Genomic DNA, 23,554 nt, shown 5'->3' on the forward strand with positions numbered 1-23,554 from the left:
ATTAGTTATTAAATATATCGTATCCAATGCGTATAGTATCGATTTTGTTTCCTTTAAAACATTCGTATGCTATCTTGTCGTATTTTTTATCTTTACTAAATTCGTAATTTATTAAATAATCCACGCCTTCTCGTTCTTCCATATAATTTGCCCAGCAAGAACTGCCATCAAACTCACTATTTGTGCTAAACCGCGCTTCAATCCAATTATCGGCGTGAGGTCCTGTGTATTCTAAATAACTAAGTGGCACAGCAGCGTTGCCGCAGCCATATAAACAATCTGATGTAAATTTAACGCTATATTCGCCTAAAACATCATAAATTTTATCATATGTCAGTTGATGTGCATAATATTTGCTGTCAAAATATATCATTTTGGAAATATCAAAAGTGCATTCATCGCTAACTTCTAATTCTAATGAGCGTATATTATTTTGATCAGAATATACTGTAATGATACAATTTTCGATATGGTATTCTCTCCGGGATTTGTTATTGTAATCGCTAACTTGTTTTGGAATGCCTGTAAATTGTTCTAAATACGCAACTGTCGAGCCAATTATGTCTCGCGTAAAAATTTTTGCCAAAATTTCGTCTTTACTCATTTTGTTGTTTTGAGCTTGGGAATTCATTTGTTGTTTTGTTATTTCAAGTTCTTTTTTAGAAAGCTCAATTTGCATTTTAGCTTCTTCGATTTGTATTTTTGCTTCCTCAATTTTGGCTTTTGCTTTTTCTCCCTCTTCTTTCTGTTTTTTCAATTCTTCGCTCATACATTGTTTGCTTCCTATTAGAGCTTCAAATTTAACTTGGGCTTGTTTAAATTTTTTATTAGTAAATGTATCTTTGTAAATTTCACTTGCTTTGTCGCAGTTGCCTTCGCTCTCAAAAATTTCGCCTAAATTTACGCAACTTTCGTGGTGGTTTAAATCACAAGCTTTGGAGTAGAATTTCTTTGCATTTGCGATATCGTTTGCGGCGAGATTTTTCTCACCGATTTTACTACACGCAAGCGGATAATCCATAAAGCACGATATAGAGTAAAATTCTAGTGCTTTTTCGATATTGTTTTGATCGTCGTAGTTTTTCGCACTTGCAAAGCACGCCTTTGCGTCACCTTTTTTGCACTCATCATCTGCTGTGTTTGCAAACGAAGCCATAAGCGCAACGCTAAGTAAAATTTTGCTTAAATTTCTCATTTTTTATCCTTTATGTTAATTTTTTGTTTCTTTATATTTTTCGCAAGCTTGGTTTTTTCCATAATCACAAGCTAGCCCAAAATATTCATGCGCCTTAGGAATATCTTTATTTACGCCTAATTTCCCCGTTTCATACGCATATCCTAAATTTAGACAAGCCTGTCCGTGTCCTAATTCACAACTTTTTTTGTAAAATTTTACCGCTAAATCATCATCTTGTCTGATTGCTTCACCTTTGTCATAAATATAGCCAAGATAATTACATCCCCAAGGGTCATTTAATTCGCAACTTTTTTTGACAAGCTCGACGGCTTTTCTTTTATTACTTACAATTACATGATTGTATTGAATATTCTCTCCTAGTTGAAAGCCGTTATAATATATATCGCCTGCTTTCACACAATTAGTAGCATTATTTGTATCGCAACTTTTTAGTAAGTCTAATAACTCAACTCCTTTTGAGCCAAGTTTATCACATGCTCTACTATATCCGTTATCGCAGGCTTTTAGTAACAATTCAATTGCATCATTATAGTTGAAATTTTCTCTATTCATTGCTTTGTAATATTCTTCTACTAGCAAATTGTATCCATATAAATAACAACCTTGGTAGTCGTTTAAGTTGCAACCTTTTTTGTAAAATTCTTGTGCTTTATGCCTATTTGCTTTGATGATATAATATCGGTAATTTCGCAAATTTTGATTTTCGTAGCCGTCATCGTAAATTTTCCCTACTTCGACACAAGATTTTTCATTATTTTCATTCAAACATAAATTTTCATTTAGCCATAAAGTATAATGTATATCTAAACTTTTACAAGCTCTTTTGACATCATCTTTGCATGCTTTAAAAGCAAATTCTTTATATTTAGCAAAGTCAAATTTAATCGTATCCTCGGGGTTTGTCTTGCTATCGTGTCCTTCGGAATAAATTTCGGCAAGTTTCCAGCAACTATTGCTTACGCCTAAATCGCAAGCTCTTTTGTATAATCTTGCTGCTTCTGCTATTTCATGGTCTCGCTTAGTAGAGAAATAAAAATCAGCTACCCAATCGCAATGAAGCGCATTTTCTAGCTTGTCGTTTGCTTTGCAAAGCCTTTCATGTCTAGCGGCAAGACCAACCATTTTTTCTTTCAAATTATCCATTTTCTCTTGTCTATCGTCTGCTTGTAAATATCCTCTTTCATACGATAAATAGACTTTTTCGCAGCCTGTTACAATATCTCCCTCACAAGCTTTAATCATAGCTTCTTTGGTTTTGTCTTTACGTTTTTGTGGTAAGTCTTTGAAATTTTCCCAATAAACATTTGCCACTTCATCACAACCCTTTCCCTCGCCACAATCGCATGATTTTTGAAAAGTTTGAAGTATGACGGCATCATTTACGCTTTGGTTATTTTTGTATTTAACACCTTCTAAATAGTATTTCATACCGTCATTTGGCTGGCATTTAGAATCTGTCGCTTCCATAGTTTTTGAAATATCAAAATCTTCGGTTATACACTTTGTATTTCCGACAAGAGCTTCAAATCTATCTCCTGCTAGTTTGTATTTTTTATTTTTAAAGGTATCTTGATAAATCTCGCTTGCTTTGTCGCAGTTGCCCTCGTTTTCAAAAATTTCGCCCCAATTTACGCAGCTTTCGTGATGATTTAAATCACAAGCTTTGGAATAAAATTTCTTTGCATTTTCATGATTTTTCAAATTTTGGTATTTTTCACCTGTTTTAGCACAACCTAGGGCATAGTCTAGCTCACAGGCTTTTTTGTAAAATTCCAGCGCCTTTTCGCTTTCGTTTTTTTCATCGTAGCTTTTAGCACTTGCAAAGCAAGCTAACGCATTTTTGTTTTCGCATTCGCCGTCTGTTGCGTGCGCAAACGAAGCCATAAGCGCAATACTAAGTAAAAATTTAGTTGATTTTCTCATTCTATCTCCTTTGAAATTTTAAATTTGACTTTTTAAATTTTGGTGAGTTTAAGACCATAAAAAGCACATAAGCTAGTATCAAATACCCCGCGCACCAAAGCATTAATAAAAGCAAATCCACAACCCACATAGATAGATTTGCATGCCATTTGGCTGAGCGGAAAACGCCATTTTTGAGCGTTATATTATCGGCTTCTTTTGCGATTTCGCCACTGATATCATTATTTACATTTGAACTATTGCCAAACTCATCTACAAGCGTCGTATAATTTGCCACAACCAAAGCCTCAAACCCCACAGGCACTGGCATCAAAACGGCAGGTGGTGGCATTTTAGCATAATTGCTTTCCCATAAAAATACGGCTTTGTGTAGATTTTTATACGGCACTTGACCGCTTAGCATAATCTGAGGCACTAGTAAAAGGGCAATGCTAATCGAGGCGATCTTATCGCTTCCTACGACACACGAGACGATTAATGCCAAAGCATAAGAACAGATAAAAATTCCAAGGCAGATTACCCAGTTTGCGTAGATTATGACGCTTTGCGATTGTTGAATTTTGAGTATAAAAAGCGCAGGTAAGGTAAGCAAAAAGCATTGGATAATGCCGATTACAAACGCTATTATAAATTTTGCGATAAACAATTTGTGCAAAGCTAGACCACTTCTAGCAAATTTGTGCATTAACTCTCTATCAACATAAATATCGTAAATGCCCTTTAAAATCCCCAAAAACGCCGCAGACATAGCGATAAAAAGTAGATAACTCATATAGTGCTTATTTCCGATAAAAGTCCCGTCTTCGCTTTGTGAGAAAATCCACGCCACAAAGTATCCCAAAAATGCCGCCGTAACGCCAACGCCAAAGATTAGGTATTTTATGTTTTTAACCGTATTCCTAAGAAATTCTATATAGGTAAAGCTTAAAATATCTTTCATCATATACTCTTTAAAAATTCATTGTATTTTTTGTGAAGTTCGAGCGTATCAGCTCCCGCATAATCGCAACCTAAATGCTCGCTAAAAAACTCTGCTAAGCTCATAAATTTCGTTGTTGCTAGGCTAGTTGGTTTTTTGCCATTTTCCTTTTTGATTTCTTCAAAAAGCAAAATTTTATCAAACATCTTTATCATCTCTAAATTTGGCTGGTGAATTATCACCATGACGATTTTTGGGGCGTTCATGCTTTTGCCGTCGGCTATGTCGCGAAGGCTCTGCAAAACCTGAATACTGCCTGCGGTGCTAAGCCCGCTGGTTGGCTCATCGGCAAAGAAAATTTCATTACGCGATAAAAGCATTTCCATTGCGATATTTACTCTTTTACGCTGACCGCCACTAATCGCCCATTTACCGCCTTTATATACTGGGCTGTTTCGCACCTTGCCCAAATTTAGGCTACTAATCACTTCGTCAATGCGCGAAAATGCCACGCCGTGCAATCTGGCGTAGTGTTTGAGATTTTCATAAACGCTAAATTCTTTTATCAAAATATCATCTTGCGTAATCAGCGAGATTATATTTTGGTCCAAATTTGGCGCGCCGTTTATTCCAAACTCGCCATTTTCGCATTTTGCTTCGCCAAAAAACAGACCCAAAGTCGTGGATTTGCCCACGCCACTTGGCCCCATAACAGCTACCATTTCGCCACTATTAGCGCGGAAGCTTAGTTTTGATACAATAGGATTTTTCCCGTATGAGAGAGTGCAATTATCCGCATAAATTTGCATTTTTCTACCTAAATTTTGAAATTTTAAACAAAATTAAATTATATTCTTAACGCACTTATATTGGGGTTAAATTTGGCTAAATTTAAAAAGAATTTGCAAATTTAGTTTTTTATAAATTTGCAAATTTAAAGTGAAATTTCTTATTCAAAAAGTCCATCGACTAGGGTATCGACAAACTCATCTGGGTTAAATTTGATCAAATCGTCCATACTCTCGCCCACGCCTACATACAAAATCGGGATTTCTAGCTCACGCGCAATCCCAAAAAGCGCGCCACCTTTTGGCGTGCCGTCGAGTTTGGTGATGATAATGCCATCAAGTTTGGTGATTTCATTAAAAGCTTTGGCTTGGATTACGCTGTTGTTTCCCTGCGTCGCGTCAAGCACGATGATTTTGCGATGTGGCGCGCCCTCGCAGGCTCTGGCTGAGATACGAACGATTTTTTCTAGCTCGTTTGCTAGGTTTTTTTGGTTTTGAAGTCTGCCGGCTGTATCGATTAGCACGCGATCTAGCCTCTTAGCGACGGCTGAGCTAATGGTATCGTAAGCCACAGCCGCAGGGTCGTGGCCTTGCGCGGTAGCGATGATAGGGACATTTATGATTTGCGACCAGCGTTTTATCTGCTCGACTGCGCCCGCTCTAAATGTATCACACGCGCCCAAAATCACGCTATTTCCAGCTTTTTTGTATAAATTTGCCAGCTTTGCGACAGAGGTTGTCTTGCCTGCGCCATTTACGCCAAGGATTAGCTCGACATAAGGTTTAGCGGGGGTGAAATTTTCGTGTTCATACATAAAATATGTCTTCATTACACGCTTCAAATCGGCCTTTTCGACGAATTCGTTAGGCGGGAGATAAAATATAATTTCCTCGATGATTTCATAATCCACATCGGCTTCTAAAAGCATTTCTTCAAGCACTTCTTTTGAAATTTTGCTTTTGCCGCGAGCCTCCTTCATAGCCTCGATCGTCTTGCTAAGACCTTTTTTAAAAAAATTAAACATTATAAAATTTTCTCCATTTCGAGTGTTAAAATTTCTTCGGGGACTAAGCCGAAATATTGAGCGCTAAACTCGCCTTTTTTGTCATAAACCACCAAATACGGGATTTCTGAAATGCCTCCAAGCGTGCCTGTGAAAAAATCATTTGCCTCGCCATAGGCTATTTTAAATTTGGCTTTTACCTTTTTTTCATACTCTTTTAGCTCGTCTAATGAAATCTCATCAGCTATCAAAACAGCCACTACATCGAGCTTATCGCCGTATTTTTCCACGAGCGTATTAAGCGCGCTTGCTTGGATTGTGCAAGCATCACACCACGAAGCAAAAAAGGCAAAAAGCGTGGTTTTGCCGCCATTTTCTATGCTAAAACCATTTTTGTTTTTTTGCATATTTAAAATTTGATTATTTGTAAATGTGAGCGAAAACGGCGCAGTGTAATTGGTGCCAATACTGCTTTCTGTGGGGATATTTTCATTTTCGGCGCTTTGGGTTATCTCTGGCTCGCTATTTGCGCTTTGCTCGTCCTTTTTCTCGCACCCAGTAAGGACGAAAAAACCCATAAGCAGAGCTAGTAAAATTTTAAATTTCATTTGTTGCCTTGTTAATTTTGATGTGGAATTATACTTAAACTTGCTAAAATAGCCGTTAAAATTTAATACAAAGTTAAAATCGTGGAAAAAAATGAATTTAGGAAAATTTGCAAATCTAGGCTTAAATTTCGTGCCAAAATTTCAGCCAAATGCACTTCGTATATCATTTCTAGGCGGATTGCGAATTTAATTCGCGCTCTTGGTGCGCGCAAAATTTTGATTTTTTTGCCACTAAAATACGAGCCCGAAATTTTGTTTTTGAAAAATTTAATGGGTAAAAAATGCGAATTTTATCTTCCACTTATAACGGATATTAATTTAAAAATGGTAAAATTGCGACTTCCTTTTGTCAAATCGCATTTTGGGTTGCGTGAAACACTGCCTCAAAACGGCTATTTCGGCAAGGTGGATCTAGCGGTTATTCCAGTGGTTGGAGTAGATGGAAGGCTCGCTAGAATAGGACATGGTAAAGGATATTATGATATGTTTTTTTCAGGTCTAAAACACAAACCTACCGTGGTTTTTGTGAGCTTAGAGGATTGTTTCACAGATGAAATTTTATCTTTGAGCCATGATGTGGTAGGTGATTTTTACATTACTCCGAGCAAAAATTACTTTAAAAGAGGAAAATATGATAGAGATCTTAATCGCCTTGTGCGCTCTTGCGGTGGGCGCTGGCATAGGGTATGGGGTAGCTAGAAAAATCAATAACGCAAACTACGATGTATTGATTGAACAAGCAAAAGCAAAGGCAAAAGCCATAGAATTCGAAGCCGAGGGCGTGCTTAGGGATTCTAAAATTTCAGTCCAAGAGGCTGAATTAGAGGCTAAAAAGAAATACGAGGAAAAGTCAAATCATCTCCAAAAAGATTACAATCAAAAATTCAACGAACTGAACAAAAAAGAACAGGCTCTTTTAACCGAACAAGAGGTGCTTAAAAACAGCAAAGCAGATGTAGAAAATGCTAGAAATGAAGCTAAATTTCTCTACGATGAGGGCGTAAATTTAAAGAAAAATTACGAGGAAAAACTAGCCGAATCACTGAAAGTTTTAGAGCGCGTGGCTGGATTTACGCAAAGTGAGGCAAGAGATGAAATTTTGCGCAAGGTCGAGGAACAATCACGCATAGATATCGCTCATATCGTGCGCAAACACGAGGAAGAGGCGAAAAAAGAGGCTAGAAAAAAGGCAAATTATATCATCGCTCAGGCGACTTCGCGTTTTGCTGGCGAGTTTGCAGCTGAACGCCTAATAAATGTCGTAAATATCAAAAATGATGAGCTAAAAGGTCGAATTATTGGTAAAGAGGGTCGCAATATCAAAAGCTTAGAAATGACGCTGGGCGTAGATGTCATCATCGATGATACGCCAAATGCGATTATCGTTAGCTCGCACAATCTTTACCGCAGGGCTATCGCTGTGCGCGTAATCGAGCTTTTGATTGAAGATGGCAGAATTCAGCCAGCTAGAATCGAGGATATTTATAAAAGAGTTTGCGATGAGTTCGAATCAAGCATTTTAGAAGAGGGCGAAAATATCGTTATGGATCTAGGCATTGGCAAACTGCACCCAGAAATTTTAAAACTTATCGGAAAGTTAAAATTCCGTGCGAGCTATGGTCAAAACGCCCTTGCGCACTCTCTTGAAGTAGCGCATTTAGCAGGAATTATTGCAGCTGAGACAGGTGGCGATCCAAAACTAGCCAAAAGGGCCGGACTTTTGCACGATATCGGCAAGGCTCTTACACACGAATACGAGGGCTCGCATGTGGATTTGGGCGCAGAGGTTTGTCGCAGATACAAAGAGCACCCAGTCGTGATTAATGCGATTTTCGCTCACCACGGACACGAGGAAGCTACAAGCGTAGAAAGTGCCGCTGTGTGCGCAGCTGATGCGCTAAGTGCGGCTAGACCTGGGGCAAGGCGCGAAGTATTGGAGAGCTTCCTAAAAAGGGTTAATGATATAGAAACAATCGCACTTGGTAAAAACGGCGTAAAACAAGCTTATGCAATCAACGCTGGACGCGAAATTCGCGTCATTGCCAATGCAAAATTAATCAACGATGATGAGGCTGTGCTAATCGCAAAAGAGATCGCCGAGGAAATCCAAGACAAGGTGCAATTCCCGGGCGAAATCAAGGTCAATGTCATACGCGAGCTTCGCGCGGTTGAAATCGCTAAATAAATTTAACTAAGGATAAAAAATGAAAAAAATCATACTTTCACTTTTGCTTTTTGTGGGCGCACTTTTTGGAGAGGACGAGCTTTTGATAAATAGTGCGGGCGCGTATTCGTCTGTGATGAAAAGCAACTCTGCGTATAAATACCTAGCTAATGAGGCCGAGGCTGTGCTGATTTTCCCAAGTGTGAAAAAGCTAGGCTTTATCATAGGCGGAATGTATGGCGAGGGCGTCATTGTCTATAAGGGCGGTCAGGTAAGCGCTGTGGATATTTCAAACGCTAGTATCGGGCTACAAATAGGCTATGAGGATAATTATTTGGTAATTTTCGTGATGAGTGAGGCTATGATAAATAAAATGCGCAAATCCCAAATCACCCTCTCAGGCGACGCGACAGCCGTGGTTGGCAATTACAGCGCGGATTCAGGCAGACTTGATATGATAAATAAAGATATGTATGTTTTCACAAGCAAGGGTGGATTTTTCGCAGGTGTTAGCCTAGGTGGCTCTGTCATAGAGACCAAAAATAGCGTGGCTTTCGATACTTCCACACAAGAATACAGGCTTTTAATGCAGGTTTTAGGGCGAAATTTTTAGGCTAGATTAAGCGGGTAAATTTCATGGATTCTATGTTTGAAAACCTCCATACTTGGGGATATTTACTACTTTTTTTATACACTTTGGGCGGTGGATTTATCGCCTTGGTGGCTGCTGGAATTTTAAGCTTTACAGGCGAACTTAATATTTGGGTTTGTATAGCCGTAGCCTGCGTGTCAAATTTCTTGGGCGATACGGGGCTGTTTTGGGTCAGTCGCTACAACAAAAAAGATATCATGCCATACCTAAAAAAACAGCGCCGAAATTTGGCTTTGTCGCAAATTTTATTCAAACGATACGGCGATAGGATAATTTTAATCCAAAAATTCATCTATGGGCTAAAAACCTTGGTTCCAATCGCCATTGGTATCACAAAATACTCGTTTTTGAAATTTAGCATTTTAAACGCGGTTAGTTCGCTTGTATGGGCGCTTATCATCGGACTTTTGAGCTTTTATGCTGGGGATTTCGTCCAAGAAATTTACTCTCATATCAAAGAAAAACCTTATATCGCGCCACTAATCCTTGCTTTGGTTGTAGCAGCGATAATTTGCTATTTTAAATTTGCAACCAAAAAAAGAATCAAAAGTGAGTAAAAAATTTCTAAATTTTGCCCTGATTTTCGGGGTTTTAGCATTAGCTTTATTTTTATTTTATGGCAAAAATTCTATTTCGCAAAGCGCGCAAGATAATGGCGCACAAACGCCAGTAAGCGAGCTTTGCATTAGCAAAGAGTGCGTGAGCGAGCATATCAAAGCGCACGGAGAACTGCCTTCAAATTTCATCACCAAAAAGCAGGCAAACGCTCTTGGTTGGAGCGGTGGCGATCTGCACGCATACGCGAAGGATAAATCGATCGGTGGCGATAGATTTGGAAATTACGAGCGCGCGCTTCCTGCTAAAAAGGGCAGAATTTACACAGAGGCTGATATTGATTACAGGGGTGGTGCTAGGGGTAAAAAACGGCTAGTGTTTTCAAACGACGGCTTGATTTTTTACACAAAAGACCATTACAAGAGCTTTGAGAGGGTGCAATAATGAAGCAAATCACAATCGACGCAGCCAAAGTAAAAAGCAAAGCAGGGCTTTATAAATTCATCGCCAAACGCCTAAAATTCGAGCCTGATTATATTACAAATCTAGACGCACTTTATGACGCGCTAACCGAGAGAAACGACGCTGAATTTATCATAGAAAATGGCCAAATTTTAAAAGACAAATTTGGCGAATTTTATGAAATTTTGCTAAGCGTTTTTGCTGATAGTGGCGTGAAATTTAGCGTCAAAAACAGCTAAATTTTAATCCATTTTACCGTTAATTAACCCAAATTTTTGTAATATTATAAGATTTTTAAAATTTCATTTTAAGGAAAAATTATGGCAACAAAAATTGCAATTAACGGCTTTGGACGCATCGGCAGATGTGCAGCCAGAATCGCGCTAAATCGCGATGATGTGGAGCTAGTGGCTATCAACGATACCGCTAAACGCGACCTTACTAGATACTTGCTTCAATACGACACAGTTCATGGGGAATTTAATAAAAAAGTTGAAATCATAAACGACGATTACATCGCAGTAGATGGCAAAAAAATCAGAGTTTATAGCACCAGAGACGCTAGCGAGCTCGATTTCGCTGGGCTTGGCGCAGAAGTTGTGCTAGAATGCACGGGAGCATTTTTAACCACAGAAAAATGCAAACCATTTTTGGATAACGGCATTAAACTTGTCGTTATGAGCGCCCCTGCTAAGGACGATACTCCGACTTATGTAATCGGCGTAAATCACGAAAGCTACGCAGGCGAGAGCGTGATTTCAAACGCTAGCTGCACCACAAACGGACTTGGCCCTGTGGCTAAAATTTTAGATGATGAGCTAGGTATCGAAAAGGGCTTGATGACTACAATCCACGCTTATACAAATGGCCAAAGCCTAGTCGATGTCAAATCACGCGATTTCCGCAGAAGTCGTGCGGCAGCGTGCAATATCATACCGACTACGACAGGCGCAGCCAAGGCAATCAGCCTGATTTTGCCTCATCTTAAAGGCAAAATGCACGGACAAGCTGTGCGCGTGCCAGTAGCAAATGTTTCAATGGTAGATTTGACCGTATCGACCAAAAAAGAGACCACAGCTGACGAGCTAAATGAAATTTTTAGAAAATACGCTAATGGCGCAATGAAGGGAATTTTGGTCGTCGATGATGACAAACGCGTATCAAGCGATTTTTGCACTTCGACATTTTCGACAGCCGTGGCGAGCGATTGCACGCAGGTGATTGGCGGAAATTTAATCAAAGTGCTAAGCTGGTATGATAACGAGTGGGGTTATAGTAACAGATTGGTTGATTTAGCGGTTTTCGCAGCGTCAAAAAGGGGTTAAAATGAGCCAAATTTTAGATATTAAGGATTTAAATTTTACAGACGGCGCGAAAGTTTTTATCAGATGCGATTTTAATGTGCCTATGGACGAGTTTGGCAATATCACAGACGATCGCAGAATCCGCTCATCAATCCCTACGATTCGCTATTGTTTGGATAATGGTGGTTGCGTGATACTAGCTAGTCACCTTGGCCGCCCAAAAAACGGCTACGAGGAGAAATTTAGCCTTCGCCCTGTGGCAAAAAGACTTGGCAGATTGCTTGATCGCGAGGTCAAATTTGTCGATGATATCGTAGGCGAGCGTGCTAGCAAGGCAGTTAGCGAGCTAAAAAAGGGCGAGCTTTTATTATTAGATAATTTGCGTTTCGAAAAGGGCGAAACCAAAAACGATACTGAATTAGCCAAAAAATTAGCTAGCTTTGCCGAATTTTATGTCAATGACGCATTTGGCGTATGCCACAGAGCGCACGCAAGCGTCGAGGCTGTGACGAAGTTTTTCGACAACGAGCACAAAGCGGCTGGATTTTTGCTGCAAAAAGAGATTAAATTCGCCGCTGATTTGATCAAACGCCCAGCCCGTCCTTTCGTCGCTGTAACTGGCGGTAGCAAGGTCAGTGGTAAGCTCCAAGCCTTGCATAATCTACTCCCAAAAGTCGATAAACTCATTATCGGTGGCGGTATGGCTTTTACATTTTTAAAGGCCGTTGGATATGATATCGGAAATTCGCTTTTAGAAGAGGATTTGATTGAAGAGGCTAAAAATATCTTGCGCAAGGGCAAGGAATTAGGCGTTAAAATTTATATCCCAGTCGATACTATCGCGGCACCTGCTTGCTCGCAAGATTCTGTTATGAAGCGCGTAACGGTCCAAGAAATCCCAGCTGGCTGGATGGGGCTAGATATCGGACCTGCGACCGTGGCGCTTTTTAAAGAGGCACTTGATGATGCGCAAACTATCTGGTGGAACGGCCCTATGGGCGTGTTTGAGATCGATAAATTTGCGCGCGGAAGTATGCGTATATCGCACTTTATCGCCGATAGCGACGCTACGACCGTCGTGGGCGGTGGCGATACAGCCGATGTGGTCGAAAGAGCCGGAAACGCCGATGATATGACATTTATCTCCACGGGTGGTGGGGCTAGCTTGGAGCTAATCGAGGGTAAAGAGCTTCCTGGCGTAAAAGTCCTAACTATCGAGGATAGCGAGCAATGATACTAGCCGCGAATTTAAAATGCAATCACACTAGGGCTAGTTTCGAGCGTTATTGCGAAATTTTAAATGCAAATTTAGGCGATGAAATTTTATCAAAGCACGAAATTTTGGTATTTCCGCCAAGTGTGGCTCTGAATTTGGGAAATCACAAATTTATCCAAGGCGCACAAAATTTCTACCCATGCCAAAACGGCAGTTTCACAGGCGAAATCGGCAAAGAAATGCTGGGCGAGTTTGGCATTTCTTGCGTTTTAATCGGACATAGCGAAAGGCGCGAAATTTTGGGCGAAAGCGATGAGCTAATCGCAAAAAAATTCGAATTTGCAAAATCACAAGGCTGGAAAATCATCTTTTGTATCGGCGAAAACGAGGCTGTGTATAAAAACAGCAAAACAAAGGAATTTCTAAATTCGCAACTAGAAACAATCGATTTAGATTACCAAAATTTGGTTATCGCTTACGAGCCAATTTGGGCGATTGGCACTGGAAATACAGCCACGAGCGCGATAATTGATGAAATTTTAAGCTTTTTGCGCACCAAAACAAAGGCGCCTTTGCTTTATGGCGGAAGCGTAAATCTCAAAAATATCGCCGAAATTTCGCAAATTCCAAGTTGCAACGGCGTTTTAGTGGGAACGGCTAGCTGGGAAGCAGAAAATTTCATAAATCTAATCAAGGAAGCAAAATGATACTAAAAGGTAAAAAAGGGCTAATCGTCGGCGTTGCAAACAACAAATCTATCGCTTATGGCATTGCGAAAATTTGCCACGAGCAAGGGGCGGAGCTGGCTTTTACATTTTTAAATGACGCTTTGAAAAAGCGCGTCGAGCCGATTGCTGCGGAGCTTGGAAGCGATAAAATTTATGAGTTAGATATCAACAACGACGAGCATTTGGCGAATTTGCGCGCGAGTTTAGAAAAAGATTTTGGCAAATTTGACTTCGTGCTTCACGCTGTGGCGTTTGCCCCACGCGAGGCGCTTGATGGCAAATTTATTGACACTACAAAAGAAGCTTTTAATGTCGCTATGCAAACTTCTGTTTATTCGCTGATTGCGCTTACAAACGCAGTCGAACCGCTATTAAATGACGGCGGAGCGATTTTGACATTAAGCTATCTTGGTGGCGTGAAATTTGTGCCACATTACAATGTCATGGGCGTGGCAAAAGCAGCGTTAGAGAGCTCAGTGCGCTACCTAGCGCACGATTTGGGCGAGCGCGGAATTCGCGTAAATGCGATTTCAGCGGGTCCGATAAAAACTCTCGCAGCTAGTGGTATCGGCGATTTTCGCCTAATCCTAAAATACAACGAAAAAAATGCCCCACTTAAACGAAATGTGGATATTTTCGAAGTCGGCAAATCTGGCGCGTATTTGCTTAGCGACTTTGCCAGCGCAGTTACGGGAGAGATTCACTATGTCGATTGCGGTTATAACATAATGGGCATGGGTGATATCGCCACCGATGACGAGGGTAACACAATCCTAGCGATTGATAAAAACTAATCCTTTTATCCGCCGTTTTGGCGGATAAACTAGCTTGATTTTATGGAAAATTTATGAATAAAAAACAATCTTACATTTGCGTTTTTGACTGCGAAACTGTGCCTGATACTGCGGCTTTGCTTCGAATTTTAGACAAAGAAATCATTGATGAGTGCTATGATGAATTTGACAAAAAAAAATATGCCAAAATTTTGCTTGCTGGAATTGATGCGAAAATTCAGAGCAAAAATGATAGCGTCTCAAACACTCTGCCTAAAATTTACGGCGATGAGCCGATTTTTAATGATGATAAAAGCAAAATTTTAAACCACAAAAAGCTCTCAATTGCGGCAATGGCGCATTTCAAGGAAAAAACAGGAAGCGAGTTTTTGCCCATAAATTTCCACAAAGTCGTAAGTATCAGCGCGGTTTTGGCTGATGAATTTGGCAAATTTGTGCGCGTAAGCACCCTGCAAGCAGACGATGAAAAGGGCAAAATCAAAAAATTTATCGATTTTATCAACTCGCACAATCCGCGCCTTGTAAGCTTCAACGGGCGCGGCTTTGATTTGCCGATGATTATGGTGCGCGCAATGGTGCATAATATCAGTGCTAGCGAGTATTTTTGCACCGATGATAAGCTTGCGAACAAGGATAAATGGACGAATTATCGCTCGCGATATGACGGGGTTTTTCACCTTGATTTGCTCGATCATATTTGCGATTTTGGCTCTGTTAGGGGGCTCAAACTCGATTTTTTGTGCGCGTCTTTGGGACTGCCTGGCAAATACGATGTGCATGGCGATCAGGTTTTGGAGCTGTTTTATGACGAAAAGGGTGATAAAATCGACGAATACTGCCAGAGCGACACGCTAAATACATACTGGCTTTTCCTAAAATACGAGCTTTTGCGTGGCAAAATTTTACTAAATGATTATTTGGATAATCTAAATTTGATGAGCGAGTATCTGCAAAAACACTGCGCCGATATGGGATATAGCGAGATTTTTTGCGAATTTATCGCGCGCGAGATTGAGAAATTTAAAAATGAATAAATTTGCAAAAACGCTTTTTTGTATTTTTTTATTTTTCGCAAATTTGGCTTTTGGCGATGAATTTCGCCCAATGCTACTGAAAGAATACAAAAAAGGTATGGATATCTCAGGCTGGGTCGTAAGCGAAAAACTCGATGGAATCCGCGCCGTATGGGACGGCAAGACGCTTCGCTCACGCAAGGGCAAAATCATAAATGCGCCTGAATTTTGGACAAAAGGATTTCCAGATTTTATGATCGAAGGCGAGCTTTGGAGCAGGCGAGGCGAGTTTGAAAAAATCGCTTCGATTGTGAGCAAAGCCACGCCAGATGAGCGTTGGAGCGAGATTAAATTTTATATTTTTGATATGCCAAACGAGAGAAAAAATTTGTTTGAAAAGATGAAAATTTTATCAAATTTCATCGAAAAAAACGGCGTGCAAAATTTGGTCGTAATCCCGCAAACTCCGGTTAGTTCGCACGAACAAATCGAAGAAATGCTAAATTTGGTCGTTGATAGTGGCGGTGAGGGGCTGGTGATCCGAAATCCGTATGCTTTGTATGAAAGTGGGCGTAGCGCAAATATCCTAAAATACAAAAAAATGCGCGATAGCGAGTGCAAAATCACGCACATAAACCCGGGATATGGCAAAAACAAGGGCAAAATGGGCTCTGTAACTTGCGTGGATATAAAAAGTGGAGTGAAATTTAAAATAGGGTCTGGTTGGAGCGATGAGTGGCGCGCAAAACCGCCTAAAATCGGCACTATTATCACTTATCAATACCAAAATTTAACAAGTGAAAAAAAGCCTAGATTTCCTACATTTTTGCGCCTTAAACCCGCAATTTAACAAATTTGGGTATAATCAAAAAATTTTTTTAAAAGGAAAATGATATGAAAATTTTAGTTACAGGTGGCGCTGGATACATCGGCTCACATGTTTTAAAGCAACTTTTAGAATCAAATCGCCATGAAATCGTGGTTGTCGATAATCTTTGCAAAGGCTCAATGAAGGCAATCGACGCGCTTAAAAGCGTGGGCGAGTTTGAATTTATCAAAGAAAATTTGGAAAATTTGCCAGTAATCGAGGAAATTTTTAAAAAAGGAAAATTTGACGCGATTATCCATTTCGCGGCATTTATCGAGGTTGCCGAGAGTGTGAAGAACCCGATAAAATACTATCTAAACAACACCGCAAACGCGATAAATTTAATCGCGCTTTGCCAAAAATACGGCGTGAAAAACTTCATTTTCAGCTCCACAGCGGCGACTTATGGCGAGCCAGAAAACGGCAAAGTAACCGAGGAAAGCCCGCAAGCTCCGATAAATCCGTATGGCAAAAGCAAGCTTATGGTCGAGTGGATACTAAAAGATACAGCCGCTGCGAACAAGGATTTTAAATTTGGAATTTTGCGCTATTTCAATGTCGCGGGCGCGTCAAGCGACGGACTAATCGGTCAAAACTATCCAAACGCCACTCACCTAATCAAAATCGCAACCCAAACAATCACTGGCAAACGCGATAAAATGTATATTTTCGGCGATGATTACGATACCAAAGACGGCACTTGTATCAGGGATTATATCCATGTCGAGGATCTCGCGAGCGCGCATTTAGCGGTGCTAGAATACTTGCAAACCAACGACAGCAATGTCTTTAATGTGGGTTATGGCACTGGATTTAGCGTCAAAGAGGTCATCAGCGAGGCTAAAAAGGTAAGTGGAGTGGATTTTGCGGTCGAAATCGCGCCACGCCGCGAGGGCGATCCAGCTTGTCTAATCTCAAATGCTTCAAAAATTCGCTTCCAAACAACATGGGTTCCATGCCACGAGGATTTAGACGAGATAATCCAAAGTGCGCTAAATTGGGAAAGAAAGATTTAAGGGGAGTGTATGAAAGGTATAATTTTAGCCGGTGGTAGTGGAACAAGACTGTATCCGATAACTAGAAGCATTAGCAAACAGCTTTTGCCGATTTATGATAAACCGATGATTTATTATCCGCTTTCTGTTTTGATGCTTGCTCATATTCGCGATATTTTGGTGATTTCAACTCCACAAGACATAGGCAAATTTAAAGAACTTTTAGGTGACGGAAGCGATTGGGGGCTAAATTTGAGCTACGCAGTCCAGCCAAGCCCAGACGGTCTTGCACAAGCTTTTATAATCGGCGAAGAATTTATCGGCAAAGATAGAGTTTGCCTAGTTTTAGGCGATAATATTTTTTACGGGCAAGGTTTTAGCGATTTGCTAAAAAATGCCGTAAATAGAGAAGGTGCTACTATTTTTGGTTATCATGTAAAAGACCCAGAACGCTTTGGGGTGATTGAATTTGACAAAAATAAGCAAGTTTTAAGCGTAGAAGAAAAACCGCAAAATCCAAAGTCAAATTTCGCTGCAACCGGACTTTATTTTTATGATAATGATGTTGTTGAAATTGCTAAAAATGTCAAGCCTAGCGATCGTGGCGAGCTAGAAATCACTAGCATTAATCAAGAATATTTAAAACGCGGAAAACTCAGCGTCGAATTGCTCGGTCGTGGTTTTGCATGGCTAGATACAGGCACTCATGAGACACTTTTGCAAGCAAGTGCATTTGTGCAAACTATACAAAATAACCAAGCCACGCAAGTAGCTTGTCTCGAAGAAATCGCCTATGCAAACGGCTGGATAGATAAAGAAAAAATTTTAAATATCGCAAAATCGCTTTCTAAAAATGAGTATGGCAGGTATTTAAAAAATTTGGTGGGCGAAAAATGAAAAATATCTTAGTAACAGGCTGTGCCGGGTTTATCGGCTCAAATTTTGTGCCGTATTTTTTGGAAAAATATGAGAATTATAAAATTATAAATTTGGATTTACTTACTTATGCTGGAAATTTAGAAAATCTTCGTGAATGTGAAAACAATCCAAGATATAAATTTATAAAAGGCGATATTTGCGATAGAAATCTTATTGAAGAGCTTTTTAGCGAGTTTAAATTTGGTGGCGTTATTCACTTTGCGGCTGAAAGCCATGTGGATAATTCTATAAAAAATCCTAGCGTTTTTGTCAAAACAAATGTGCTTGGCACACATACGCTAATTGACGCGGCTAAAAAGTGTTGGCTAGATGAGCCGTTTAAGTATAAAGACGAATTTAGGGGTGCTAGATTTCACCATATTTCAACCGATGAAGTTTATGGAAGCTTGGGCGAGAGTGGGTATTTTAGCGAGACTACGCCATACGCTCCAAATTCGCCGTATTCTGCTTCAAAAGCGGGTTCTGATATGATAGTTAGAAGCTATCATCATACTTTTGGGCTCGATACGATTATTACAAATTGTTCGAATAATTATGGTTTTAAGCAACACGACGAAAAGCTAATCCCGACTATAATCCGCAATGCTCTTAGCGGTAATAAAATTCCGATTTATGGCGATGGCAAAAATATAAGAGATTGGCTTTTTGTGCTTGATCACTGCAAAGGAATTGATTTAGCTTTTCATAAAGGCAAAGGCGGAGAAACTTATAATATCGGTGGTAGAAACGAGCGAACAAATTTGCAAATCGCACATAAAATTTGCGAAATTTTAGATGAAATTTGCCCAAAAAACACGAGTTATAAAGAACAAATTTCATTTGTCAAAGACAGAGCAGGGCACGACAGACGCTATGCGATTGACGCCAGTAAGATCGAAGGAGAGCTTGGCTGGAAGGCTGATGAAACCTTTGATAGCGGTATAATCAAAACCGTAGAATGGTATGTAAAAAAATATGCTAAGTAGTTGTAAAATTTTAGAATTTAAAGAATTTGGCGATGAACGGGGCTTTTTGGTAGCACTTGAAGCAAATAAAAATGTGCCGTTTGATATAAAAAGAGTTTATTATATTTATGGTAATAAAAACGGCGTAGATCGCGGATTTCACGCTCATAAAAATTTAAAACAAATCGCCGTTTGTGTAAGTGGCGCTTGCACATTTATTTTAGATGATGGAACAGAAAAAAAAGAATTTAGGCTAGATAAGCCAAATTTAGGACTTTTTATTGATAATTTTATTTGGCGAGAGATGAAAGATTTTAGCGAAAATTGTGTGATTATGGTGCTAGCTAGCGAACACTATGATGAGAGCGATTATATTAGAGATTATGATGAGTTTTTAAAGGTCGTGCGATGATACACCAAAGTAGTGAAGTCCAAAGCGAAAATATCGGCGAAAATACAAATATTTGGCAATTTTGCGTAGTTTTAAAAGGCGCAAAAATCGGCAAAAATTGCAACATAAATTTCAATGTTTTTGTGGAAAACGATGTGCAAATCGGCGATAATGTGACGATTAAAAGCGGTGTTCAAATCTGGGACGGCGTGAGAATCGAAAATAACGCTTTTATAGGCCCAAATGTTACCTTCACAAACGATTTTTTGCCACGAAGCAAACAATATAAAGAATTTGCAAAAACAACCATACAAAAAGGCGCAAGTATCGGCGCAAATTCGACTATAATTTGTGGTGTAAATATCGGCGAATATGCTATGGTCGGGGCTGGAAGCGTGGTGACTAAAAATATCGGCAAACAAGAGCTTTGGTATGGAAATCCGGCTTGTTTTAAAGGATATGTCTGCAAATGTGGGCAAAAATGCGATGAAAGTTTAGTTTGTAAAGATTGTAAAAAGGAAGAAAAATGATACCATTTTTGGATTTAAAGGCGATAAATTCGCAGTATAAAAACGAGCTTTTAAAGGCTTGTGAGCGAGTTATCGATAGTGGCTGGTATATTCACGGAAGTGAGTGTGAAGCGTTTGAAGATGAATTTGCCAAATTTTGCGGAAGCAAATTTTGCATTGGCGTAGCAAACGGACTAGATGCGCTAAATTTGATTTTTAGAGCCTATAAAGAGCTGGGCGTTATGAGTGAAAATGATGAGGTCATAGTCCCTGCAAATACCTATATAGCGTCAATTTTAGCAATTTCTATGAATAATTTAAAACCGGTTTTAGTCGAGCCAAATTTAAACTCATATTTGCTCGACGCAGATAAAATCGAAGAAAAAATCACGCCAAAAACAAAGGCGATTTTGCCTGTGCATTTATATGGACAAACTTGCGAAATGGATAAAATTTTAGGCATTGCAAAAAAATATAATCTAAAAGTCGTCGAAGACTCAGCTCAGTCGCACGGAGCATATTTTGGTGAAAAACGAAGCGGAAATTTAGGCGATGCAAGTGGTTTTAGCTTTTATCCGGGTAAAAATTTAGGCGCACTTGGAGATGGTGGCGCAGTTACGACAAATGACGAAAGCCTAGCAAATACCATAAGGGCTCTTGCAAATTACGGAAGCCACAAAAAGTATGAAAATCTATATCAAGGCATAAATTCTCGCCTTGATGAAATCCAAGCTGCTATGCTTAGAGTGAAGCTTAGATATTTGGACGCTGAAATTTCGGCTCGTAGGGAAGTGGCGGATTTTTATTTAAACAATATAAAAAATGAAAATTTAATCTTGCCGTTTGAGTTTGGTACAAATGCAAAAGAGATAAAAAGCCATGTTTGGCATATTTTCGCCGTGCGAGCTAAAAATCGCGATGAGCTCCAAAAATATTTGGCAAAACATGAAATTCAGACTTTAATCCACTATCCAATCCCGCCACATAAGCAAATGGCTTACAAAGAGTGGAATAATCAGAGTTATCCGATAAGTGAGCAAATTCACGCTGAAATTTTAAGTTTGCCGATGAGCGGTGTGCTTGAAAAAGAGCAAATTCAAAAGGTCGTGGAAGTTTTGAATTCTTGGGGAAAATAGTGAATATAAAAGATCTTATAAAAAGAATTTTGCCAAATTTTAGCGTTGAATTCATAAGGGATTTAAACACTATAAAAATGATTAAATATGAAAATATTGTATTGAATTTACAAAATGAAATTAAAACAACTCTAAGTTTGGAATAAAATTTTGCAAGAAAACATAATTCAAAAAACCAAATTTGGCATTTTGTGGAATACTTTGGAAAAATTTGGCGTTCAGGCTATTGGATTTGTTTTAAATATTATTTTGGTGCGTTTGCTTTCACCAAATGATATTGGGACAATAGCACTTTTGGTTGCTTTTTTTAGTTTGGCAAATATTTTTATAGAAGGTGGTTTTGTCAGAGCACTTATACAAAAAAAAGATTGCACGGAGCAAGATTTTTCCACTACTTTTATATTTAATGTAGCTATTGGACTAGTTTTTTATATTGTGCTGTTTTTTGCTGCACCAGCTATAAGCGAATTTTATAAAGTCCCAGAGCTAACCGCGATACAACGAGTTTTATTTTTAAATATCATTTTAAATGCTTTTTGCGTGGTTCAAATAGCAAGATTTCAAATGGTTGTAAATTTCAAAGCATTGGCTTTGATAAATTTAGTAGCCGTGATAATATCCGGAATTTTAGGAATTATTTTAGCTTATAACGGCTTTGGCGTGTGGTCGCTTATTTGGCAAGAGCTAACTAAAAATTTTTTGATTTTTGTTTTGTATTGGTATTTTGGTGGTTGGATACCAAAAACATGGTTTAGTAAAAGTTCATTTAACAGACTATTCTCTTATGGCTCAAAACTAGTTGGCGTCGGTCTTATCGCTGTTGTCGTAAATGCTATATACAATACAGCTATTGGAAAAATTTACAACACAAAAGATTTAGGCTATTATTCGCAGGGCGAAGCCTTTCCTCGTTCGATTTTCGGTGCTCTTAGTAGTGTCGTTATAACGACTACTTTTCCTTTAATGTCATCTTTACAGGACAATAAAGAAGAATTGGTGAAAGTTTTTAAGCGTTTGGTAAAAATAATCTCACTGATGACATTTCCTGTCATGGTAGGTTTGGCTGTCATTTCAAAAGAATTTATTTTGATTTTACTAACGCAAAAGTGGCTAATGGCAGCAGAGTTATTGTTTTGGTTTTCTTTGTCATATATATTTACGCCGATTTCTGGTTTAAATTTAAATATTTTAACTGCCATTGGGCGAAGCGATCTTTTTTTAAAAATCGAATTTATCAAATTGCCTATTATATTTTTAACTATGGCTATTACATTTCCGATTGGTTTGAAAGCGATTGTAATTGGTAAATTTGCGGCTAGTTTTTTATGTTTTTTTATAAATTCATATATTTGTTCTAAAAATTATAAATTTGGCGGAGTAAAACAGCTTTGGCATATTCGCAAAATCATTATATCTACAATCATAATGGCTTGTTTTATGAGTGTTGTTAAAATTTGCGTAGATGACATTATGCTAAGGTTGATTTGCGCTGTTGTTGTCGGATTTTTTAGTTATATTTTGGTTCTTAAAATTTTAAACGAAGAAGAACTTGAATTTATTATGATAAAATTTAAAAATAAATTTCAAAGGAAATAAATGCAAAATATGCCACTTGTTAGTGTTGTAATCCCTAGCTATAATCACGAAAAATATGTTAGCGATAGCATAAAATCCGTGCTTAATCAAACATATAAAAATATAGAACTAATCGTAATCGATGATGGCTCGAAGGATAATTCTGTAAGTATTATTCAAAAACTTGCCGATGAGTATAAATTTAAATTTATTCATAGACCAAATAAAGGGCTTTGTGCCACCTTGAACGAAGGTTTAAATTTAGCAAATGGAAAGTATTTTTGTGTGGTCGCAAGTGATGATAAATTTATCCTAGACAAAATAGAAAAACAGGTTAAATTTATGGAAGAAAATCCAGATGTCGCCGTGTGCTGCGGAAATCATATAGAATTTAATGAAAATTATGAAAATAAAATATCATTAAAATTCGATAAAAAGTATGATTTTGAAACTTTGTTGGAATTTGATCTTATCTCAGCGCCGACTGCGATGATAAAAAGCGAAGTTTTAAAAAAACTTGGCGGATATGATGAAAATATGATTATAGAAGATTTAGATATGTGGCTTAGAATTACACACGCAGGATACAAAATCGCCCATATTGATGAATATTTATCGTATTATAGAAAGCACGGCACAAATATAACGGCTAATTATGCCAAGATGGTCGAAGGGGTAGAAAAGGTATTGCAAAAGTGGGATTATGATGAAAAATTTAAAAAAATAGCAGATAGACGAAGGTTATTGCTATTTGGAGCGTATGCTAGAAACGATAAAGCAATTGCAAAAAGATATTTAAATTTAGCGTTTTCAAATATTTATAAATGGCAAACTTTTAAAGGTATTGTAAAATACTATTTTTTCTAAAT

26 protein-coding genes are annotated in these 23,554 nt (G+C 38.6%); 20 read left to right on the forward strand and 6 right to left on the reverse strand.

The genetic code is table 11. The annotated features are described in order from the left end of the window. Position 1: 1 nt before the first annotated feature. The 6 genes from OFO10_RS03395 to OFO10_RS03420 form a co-directional block, all read right to left on the reverse strand. The gene (locus OFO10_RS03395) at positions 2–1,195 is read right to left on the reverse strand and encodes a hypothetical protein (RefSeq protein WP_270866083.1); all 1,194 of its coding nucleotides are present in this window, start codon (positions 1,193–1,195) and stop codon (positions 2–4) included. 15 nt (positions 1,196–1,210) lie between these two features. Next, on the reverse strand, positions 1,211–3,121 hold the full coding sequence (locus OFO10_RS03400; protein WP_270866084.1) for a tetratricopeptide repeat protein: 1,911 nt from the start codon (positions 3,119–3,121) through the stop codon (positions 1,211–1,213). A gap of 1 nt (position 3,122) precedes the next feature. Further along, positions 3,123–4,061 (reverse strand): ABC transporter permease, encoded by a 939-nt coding sequence (locus tag OFO10_RS03405; RefSeq protein ID WP_270866085.1) that lies wholly within the window; start codon positions 4,059–4,061, stop codon positions 3,123–3,125. Next, complete coding sequence (locus OFO10_RS03410; RefSeq protein ID WP_270866086.1) at positions 4,061–4,849, reverse strand: ATP-binding cassette domain-containing protein; 789 nt, start codon at positions 4,847–4,849, stop codon at positions 4,061–4,063. Before OFO10_RS03410 ends, OFO10_RS03405 begins: the two co-directional genes overlap by 1 nt. 140 nt (positions 4,850–4,989) lie before the next feature. Continuing rightward, a complete protein-coding gene (gene ftsY / locus OFO10_RS03415; RefSeq protein ID WP_270866087.1) occupies positions 4,990–5,853 on the reverse strand; it encodes a signal recognition particle-docking protein FtsY in 864 nt (287 codons plus the stop codon). Beyond that, positions 5,853–6,440 carry a TlpA family protein disulfide reductase gene (locus tag OFO10_RS03420; protein WP_270866088.1) on the reverse strand — a complete coding sequence of 196 codons (588 nt, stop codon included), beginning with the start codon at positions 6,438–6,440 and terminating at the stop codon, positions 5,853–5,855. The genes ftsY and OFO10_RS03420 overlap by 1 nt, the downstream gene beginning before the upstream one ends. Before the next feature lie 81 nt (positions 6,441–6,521). Between OFO10_RS03420 and OFO10_RS03425 the strand changes: the two genes are divergently transcribed. The 20 genes from OFO10_RS03425 to OFO10_RS03520 all read left to right on the forward strand — a co-directional run bounded on the left by OFO10_RS03425 (position 6,522) and on the right by OFO10_RS03520 (position 23,552). After that, positions 6,522–7,139: a 5-formyltetrahydrofolate cyclo-ligase gene (locus OFO10_RS03425; protein WP_270866089.1), complete on the forward strand. Its 618-nt coding sequence runs from the start codon at positions 6,522–6,524 to the stop codon at positions 7,137–7,139. After that, positions 7,072–8,625 (forward strand): ribonuclease Y, encoded by a 1,554-nt coding sequence (gene rny / locus OFO10_RS03430; protein ID WP_270859364.1) that lies wholly within the window; start codon positions 7,072–7,074, stop codon positions 8,623–8,625. The genes OFO10_RS03425 and rny overlap by 68 nt, the downstream gene beginning before the upstream one ends. A 19-nt stretch (positions 8,626–8,644) precedes the next feature. Next, the gene (locus OFO10_RS03435; protein ID WP_270861941.1) at positions 8,645–9,217 is read left to right on the forward strand and encodes a lipid-binding SYLF domain-containing protein; all 573 of its coding nucleotides are present in this window, start codon (positions 8,645–8,647) and stop codon (positions 9,215–9,217) included. A 32-nt stretch (positions 9,218–9,249) separates the two neighbouring features. Further along, positions 9,250–9,813, forward strand: coding sequence for a DedA family protein (locus OFO10_RS03440; protein ID WP_333720325.1), 564 nt, complete (start codon positions 9,250–9,252; stop codon positions 9,811–9,813). Next, the gene (locus OFO10_RS03445; protein WP_270864604.1) at positions 9,806–10,255 is read left to right on the forward strand and encodes a ribonuclease domain-containing protein; all 450 of its coding nucleotides are present in this window, start codon (positions 9,806–9,808) and stop codon (positions 10,253–10,255) included. Before OFO10_RS03440 ends, OFO10_RS03445 begins: the two co-directional genes overlap by 8 nt. Beyond that, positions 10,255–10,512: a barstar family protein gene (locus OFO10_RS03450; RefSeq protein ID WP_270864603.1), complete on the forward strand. Its 258-nt coding sequence runs from the start codon at positions 10,255–10,257 to the stop codon at positions 10,510–10,512. The genes OFO10_RS03445 and OFO10_RS03450 overlap by 1 nt, the downstream gene beginning before the upstream one ends. Before the next feature lie 81 nt (positions 10,513–10,593). Continuing rightward, positions 10,594–11,598 carry a type I glyceraldehyde-3-phosphate dehydrogenase gene (gene gap / locus OFO10_RS03455; RefSeq protein WP_270859369.1) on the forward strand — a complete coding sequence of 335 codons (1,005 nt, stop codon included), beginning with the start codon at positions 10,594–10,596 and terminating at the stop codon, positions 11,596–11,598. A 1-nt stretch (position 11,599) separates the two neighbouring features. Further along, complete coding sequence (locus OFO10_RS03460) at positions 11,600–12,811, forward strand: phosphoglycerate kinase (RefSeq protein WP_270859370.1); 1,212 nt, start codon at positions 11,600–11,602, stop codon at positions 12,809–12,811. Further along, the gene (locus OFO10_RS03465) at positions 12,808–13,500 is read left to right on the forward strand and encodes a triose-phosphate isomerase (RefSeq protein ID WP_270866090.1); all 693 of its coding nucleotides are present in this window, start codon (positions 12,808–12,810) and stop codon (positions 13,498–13,500) included. The genes OFO10_RS03460 and OFO10_RS03465 overlap by 4 nt, the downstream gene beginning before the upstream one ends. After that, a complete protein-coding gene (gene fabI / locus OFO10_RS03470) occupies positions 13,497–14,315 on the forward strand; it encodes an enoyl-ACP reductase FabI (RefSeq protein ID WP_270866091.1) in 819 nt (272 codons plus the stop codon). The genes OFO10_RS03465 and fabI overlap by 4 nt, the downstream gene beginning before the upstream one ends. 53 nt (positions 14,316–14,368) lie before the next feature. Beyond that, positions 14,369–15,349, forward strand: a complete 981-nt coding sequence (locus tag OFO10_RS03475; RefSeq protein ID WP_270866092.1) for a 3'-5' exonuclease — start codon at positions 14,369–14,371, stop codon at positions 15,347–15,349. Next, the gene (locus OFO10_RS03480; RefSeq protein WP_270866093.1) at positions 15,342–16,178 is read left to right on the forward strand and encodes a DNA ligase; all 837 of its coding nucleotides are present in this window, start codon (positions 15,342–15,344) and stop codon (positions 16,176–16,178) included. The genes OFO10_RS03475 and OFO10_RS03480 overlap by 8 nt, the downstream gene beginning before the upstream one ends. Positions 16,179–16,222: 44 nt before the next feature. Beyond that, a complete protein-coding gene (gene galE, locus OFO10_RS03485) occupies positions 16,223–17,212 on the forward strand; it encodes a UDP-glucose 4-epimerase GalE (protein WP_270859375.1) in 990 nt (329 codons plus the stop codon). Between the two features lie 9 nt (positions 17,213–17,221). After that, the gene (gene rfbA / locus OFO10_RS03490) at positions 17,222–18,088 is read left to right on the forward strand and encodes a glucose-1-phosphate thymidylyltransferase RfbA (RefSeq protein WP_270866094.1); all 867 of its coding nucleotides are present in this window, start codon (positions 17,222–17,224) and stop codon (positions 18,086–18,088) included. Continuing rightward, entirely contained in the window at positions 18,085–19,095 is a 1,011-nt protein-coding gene (gene rfbB / locus OFO10_RS03495) for a dTDP-glucose 4,6-dehydratase (protein ID WP_270866095.1), read from the forward strand. Before rfbA ends, rfbB begins: the two co-directional genes overlap by 4 nt. After that, positions 19,085–19,486 carry a sugar 3,4-ketoisomerase gene (locus tag OFO10_RS03500; protein WP_270866096.1) on the forward strand — a complete coding sequence of 134 codons (402 nt, stop codon included), beginning with the start codon at positions 19,085–19,087 and terminating at the stop codon, positions 19,484–19,486. The genes rfbB and OFO10_RS03500 overlap by 11 nt, the downstream gene beginning before the upstream one ends. Next, complete coding sequence (locus tag OFO10_RS03505; RefSeq protein ID WP_270866097.1) at positions 19,483–19,995, forward strand: acyltransferase; 513 nt, start codon at positions 19,483–19,485, stop codon at positions 19,993–19,995. The genes OFO10_RS03500 and OFO10_RS03505 overlap by 4 nt, the downstream gene beginning before the upstream one ends. Further along, on the forward strand, positions 19,992–21,110 hold the full coding sequence (locus OFO10_RS03510) for a DegT/DnrJ/EryC1/StrS family aminotransferase (RefSeq protein WP_270866098.1): 1,119 nt from the start codon (positions 19,992–19,994) through the stop codon (positions 21,108–21,110). Before OFO10_RS03505 ends, OFO10_RS03510 begins: the two co-directional genes overlap by 4 nt. A 150-nt stretch (positions 21,111–21,260) precedes the next feature. Next, positions 21,261–22,706: a lipopolysaccharide biosynthesis protein gene (locus OFO10_RS03515; protein WP_270866099.1), complete on the forward strand. Its 1,446-nt coding sequence runs from the start codon at positions 21,261–21,263 to the stop codon at positions 22,704–22,706. Continuing rightward, positions 22,707–23,552, forward strand: a complete 846-nt coding sequence (locus tag OFO10_RS03520) for a glycosyltransferase (RefSeq protein ID WP_270866100.1) — start codon at positions 22,707–22,709, stop codon at positions 23,550–23,552. It abuts the gene before it with no gap. Positions 23,553–23,554: the final 2 nt, after the last annotated feature.

This window comes from Campylobacter sp. VBCF_06 NA8 (assembly GCF_027737825.1).
Lineage (GTDB): Bacteria > Campylobacterota > Campylobacteria > Campylobacterales > Campylobacteraceae > Campylobacter_B.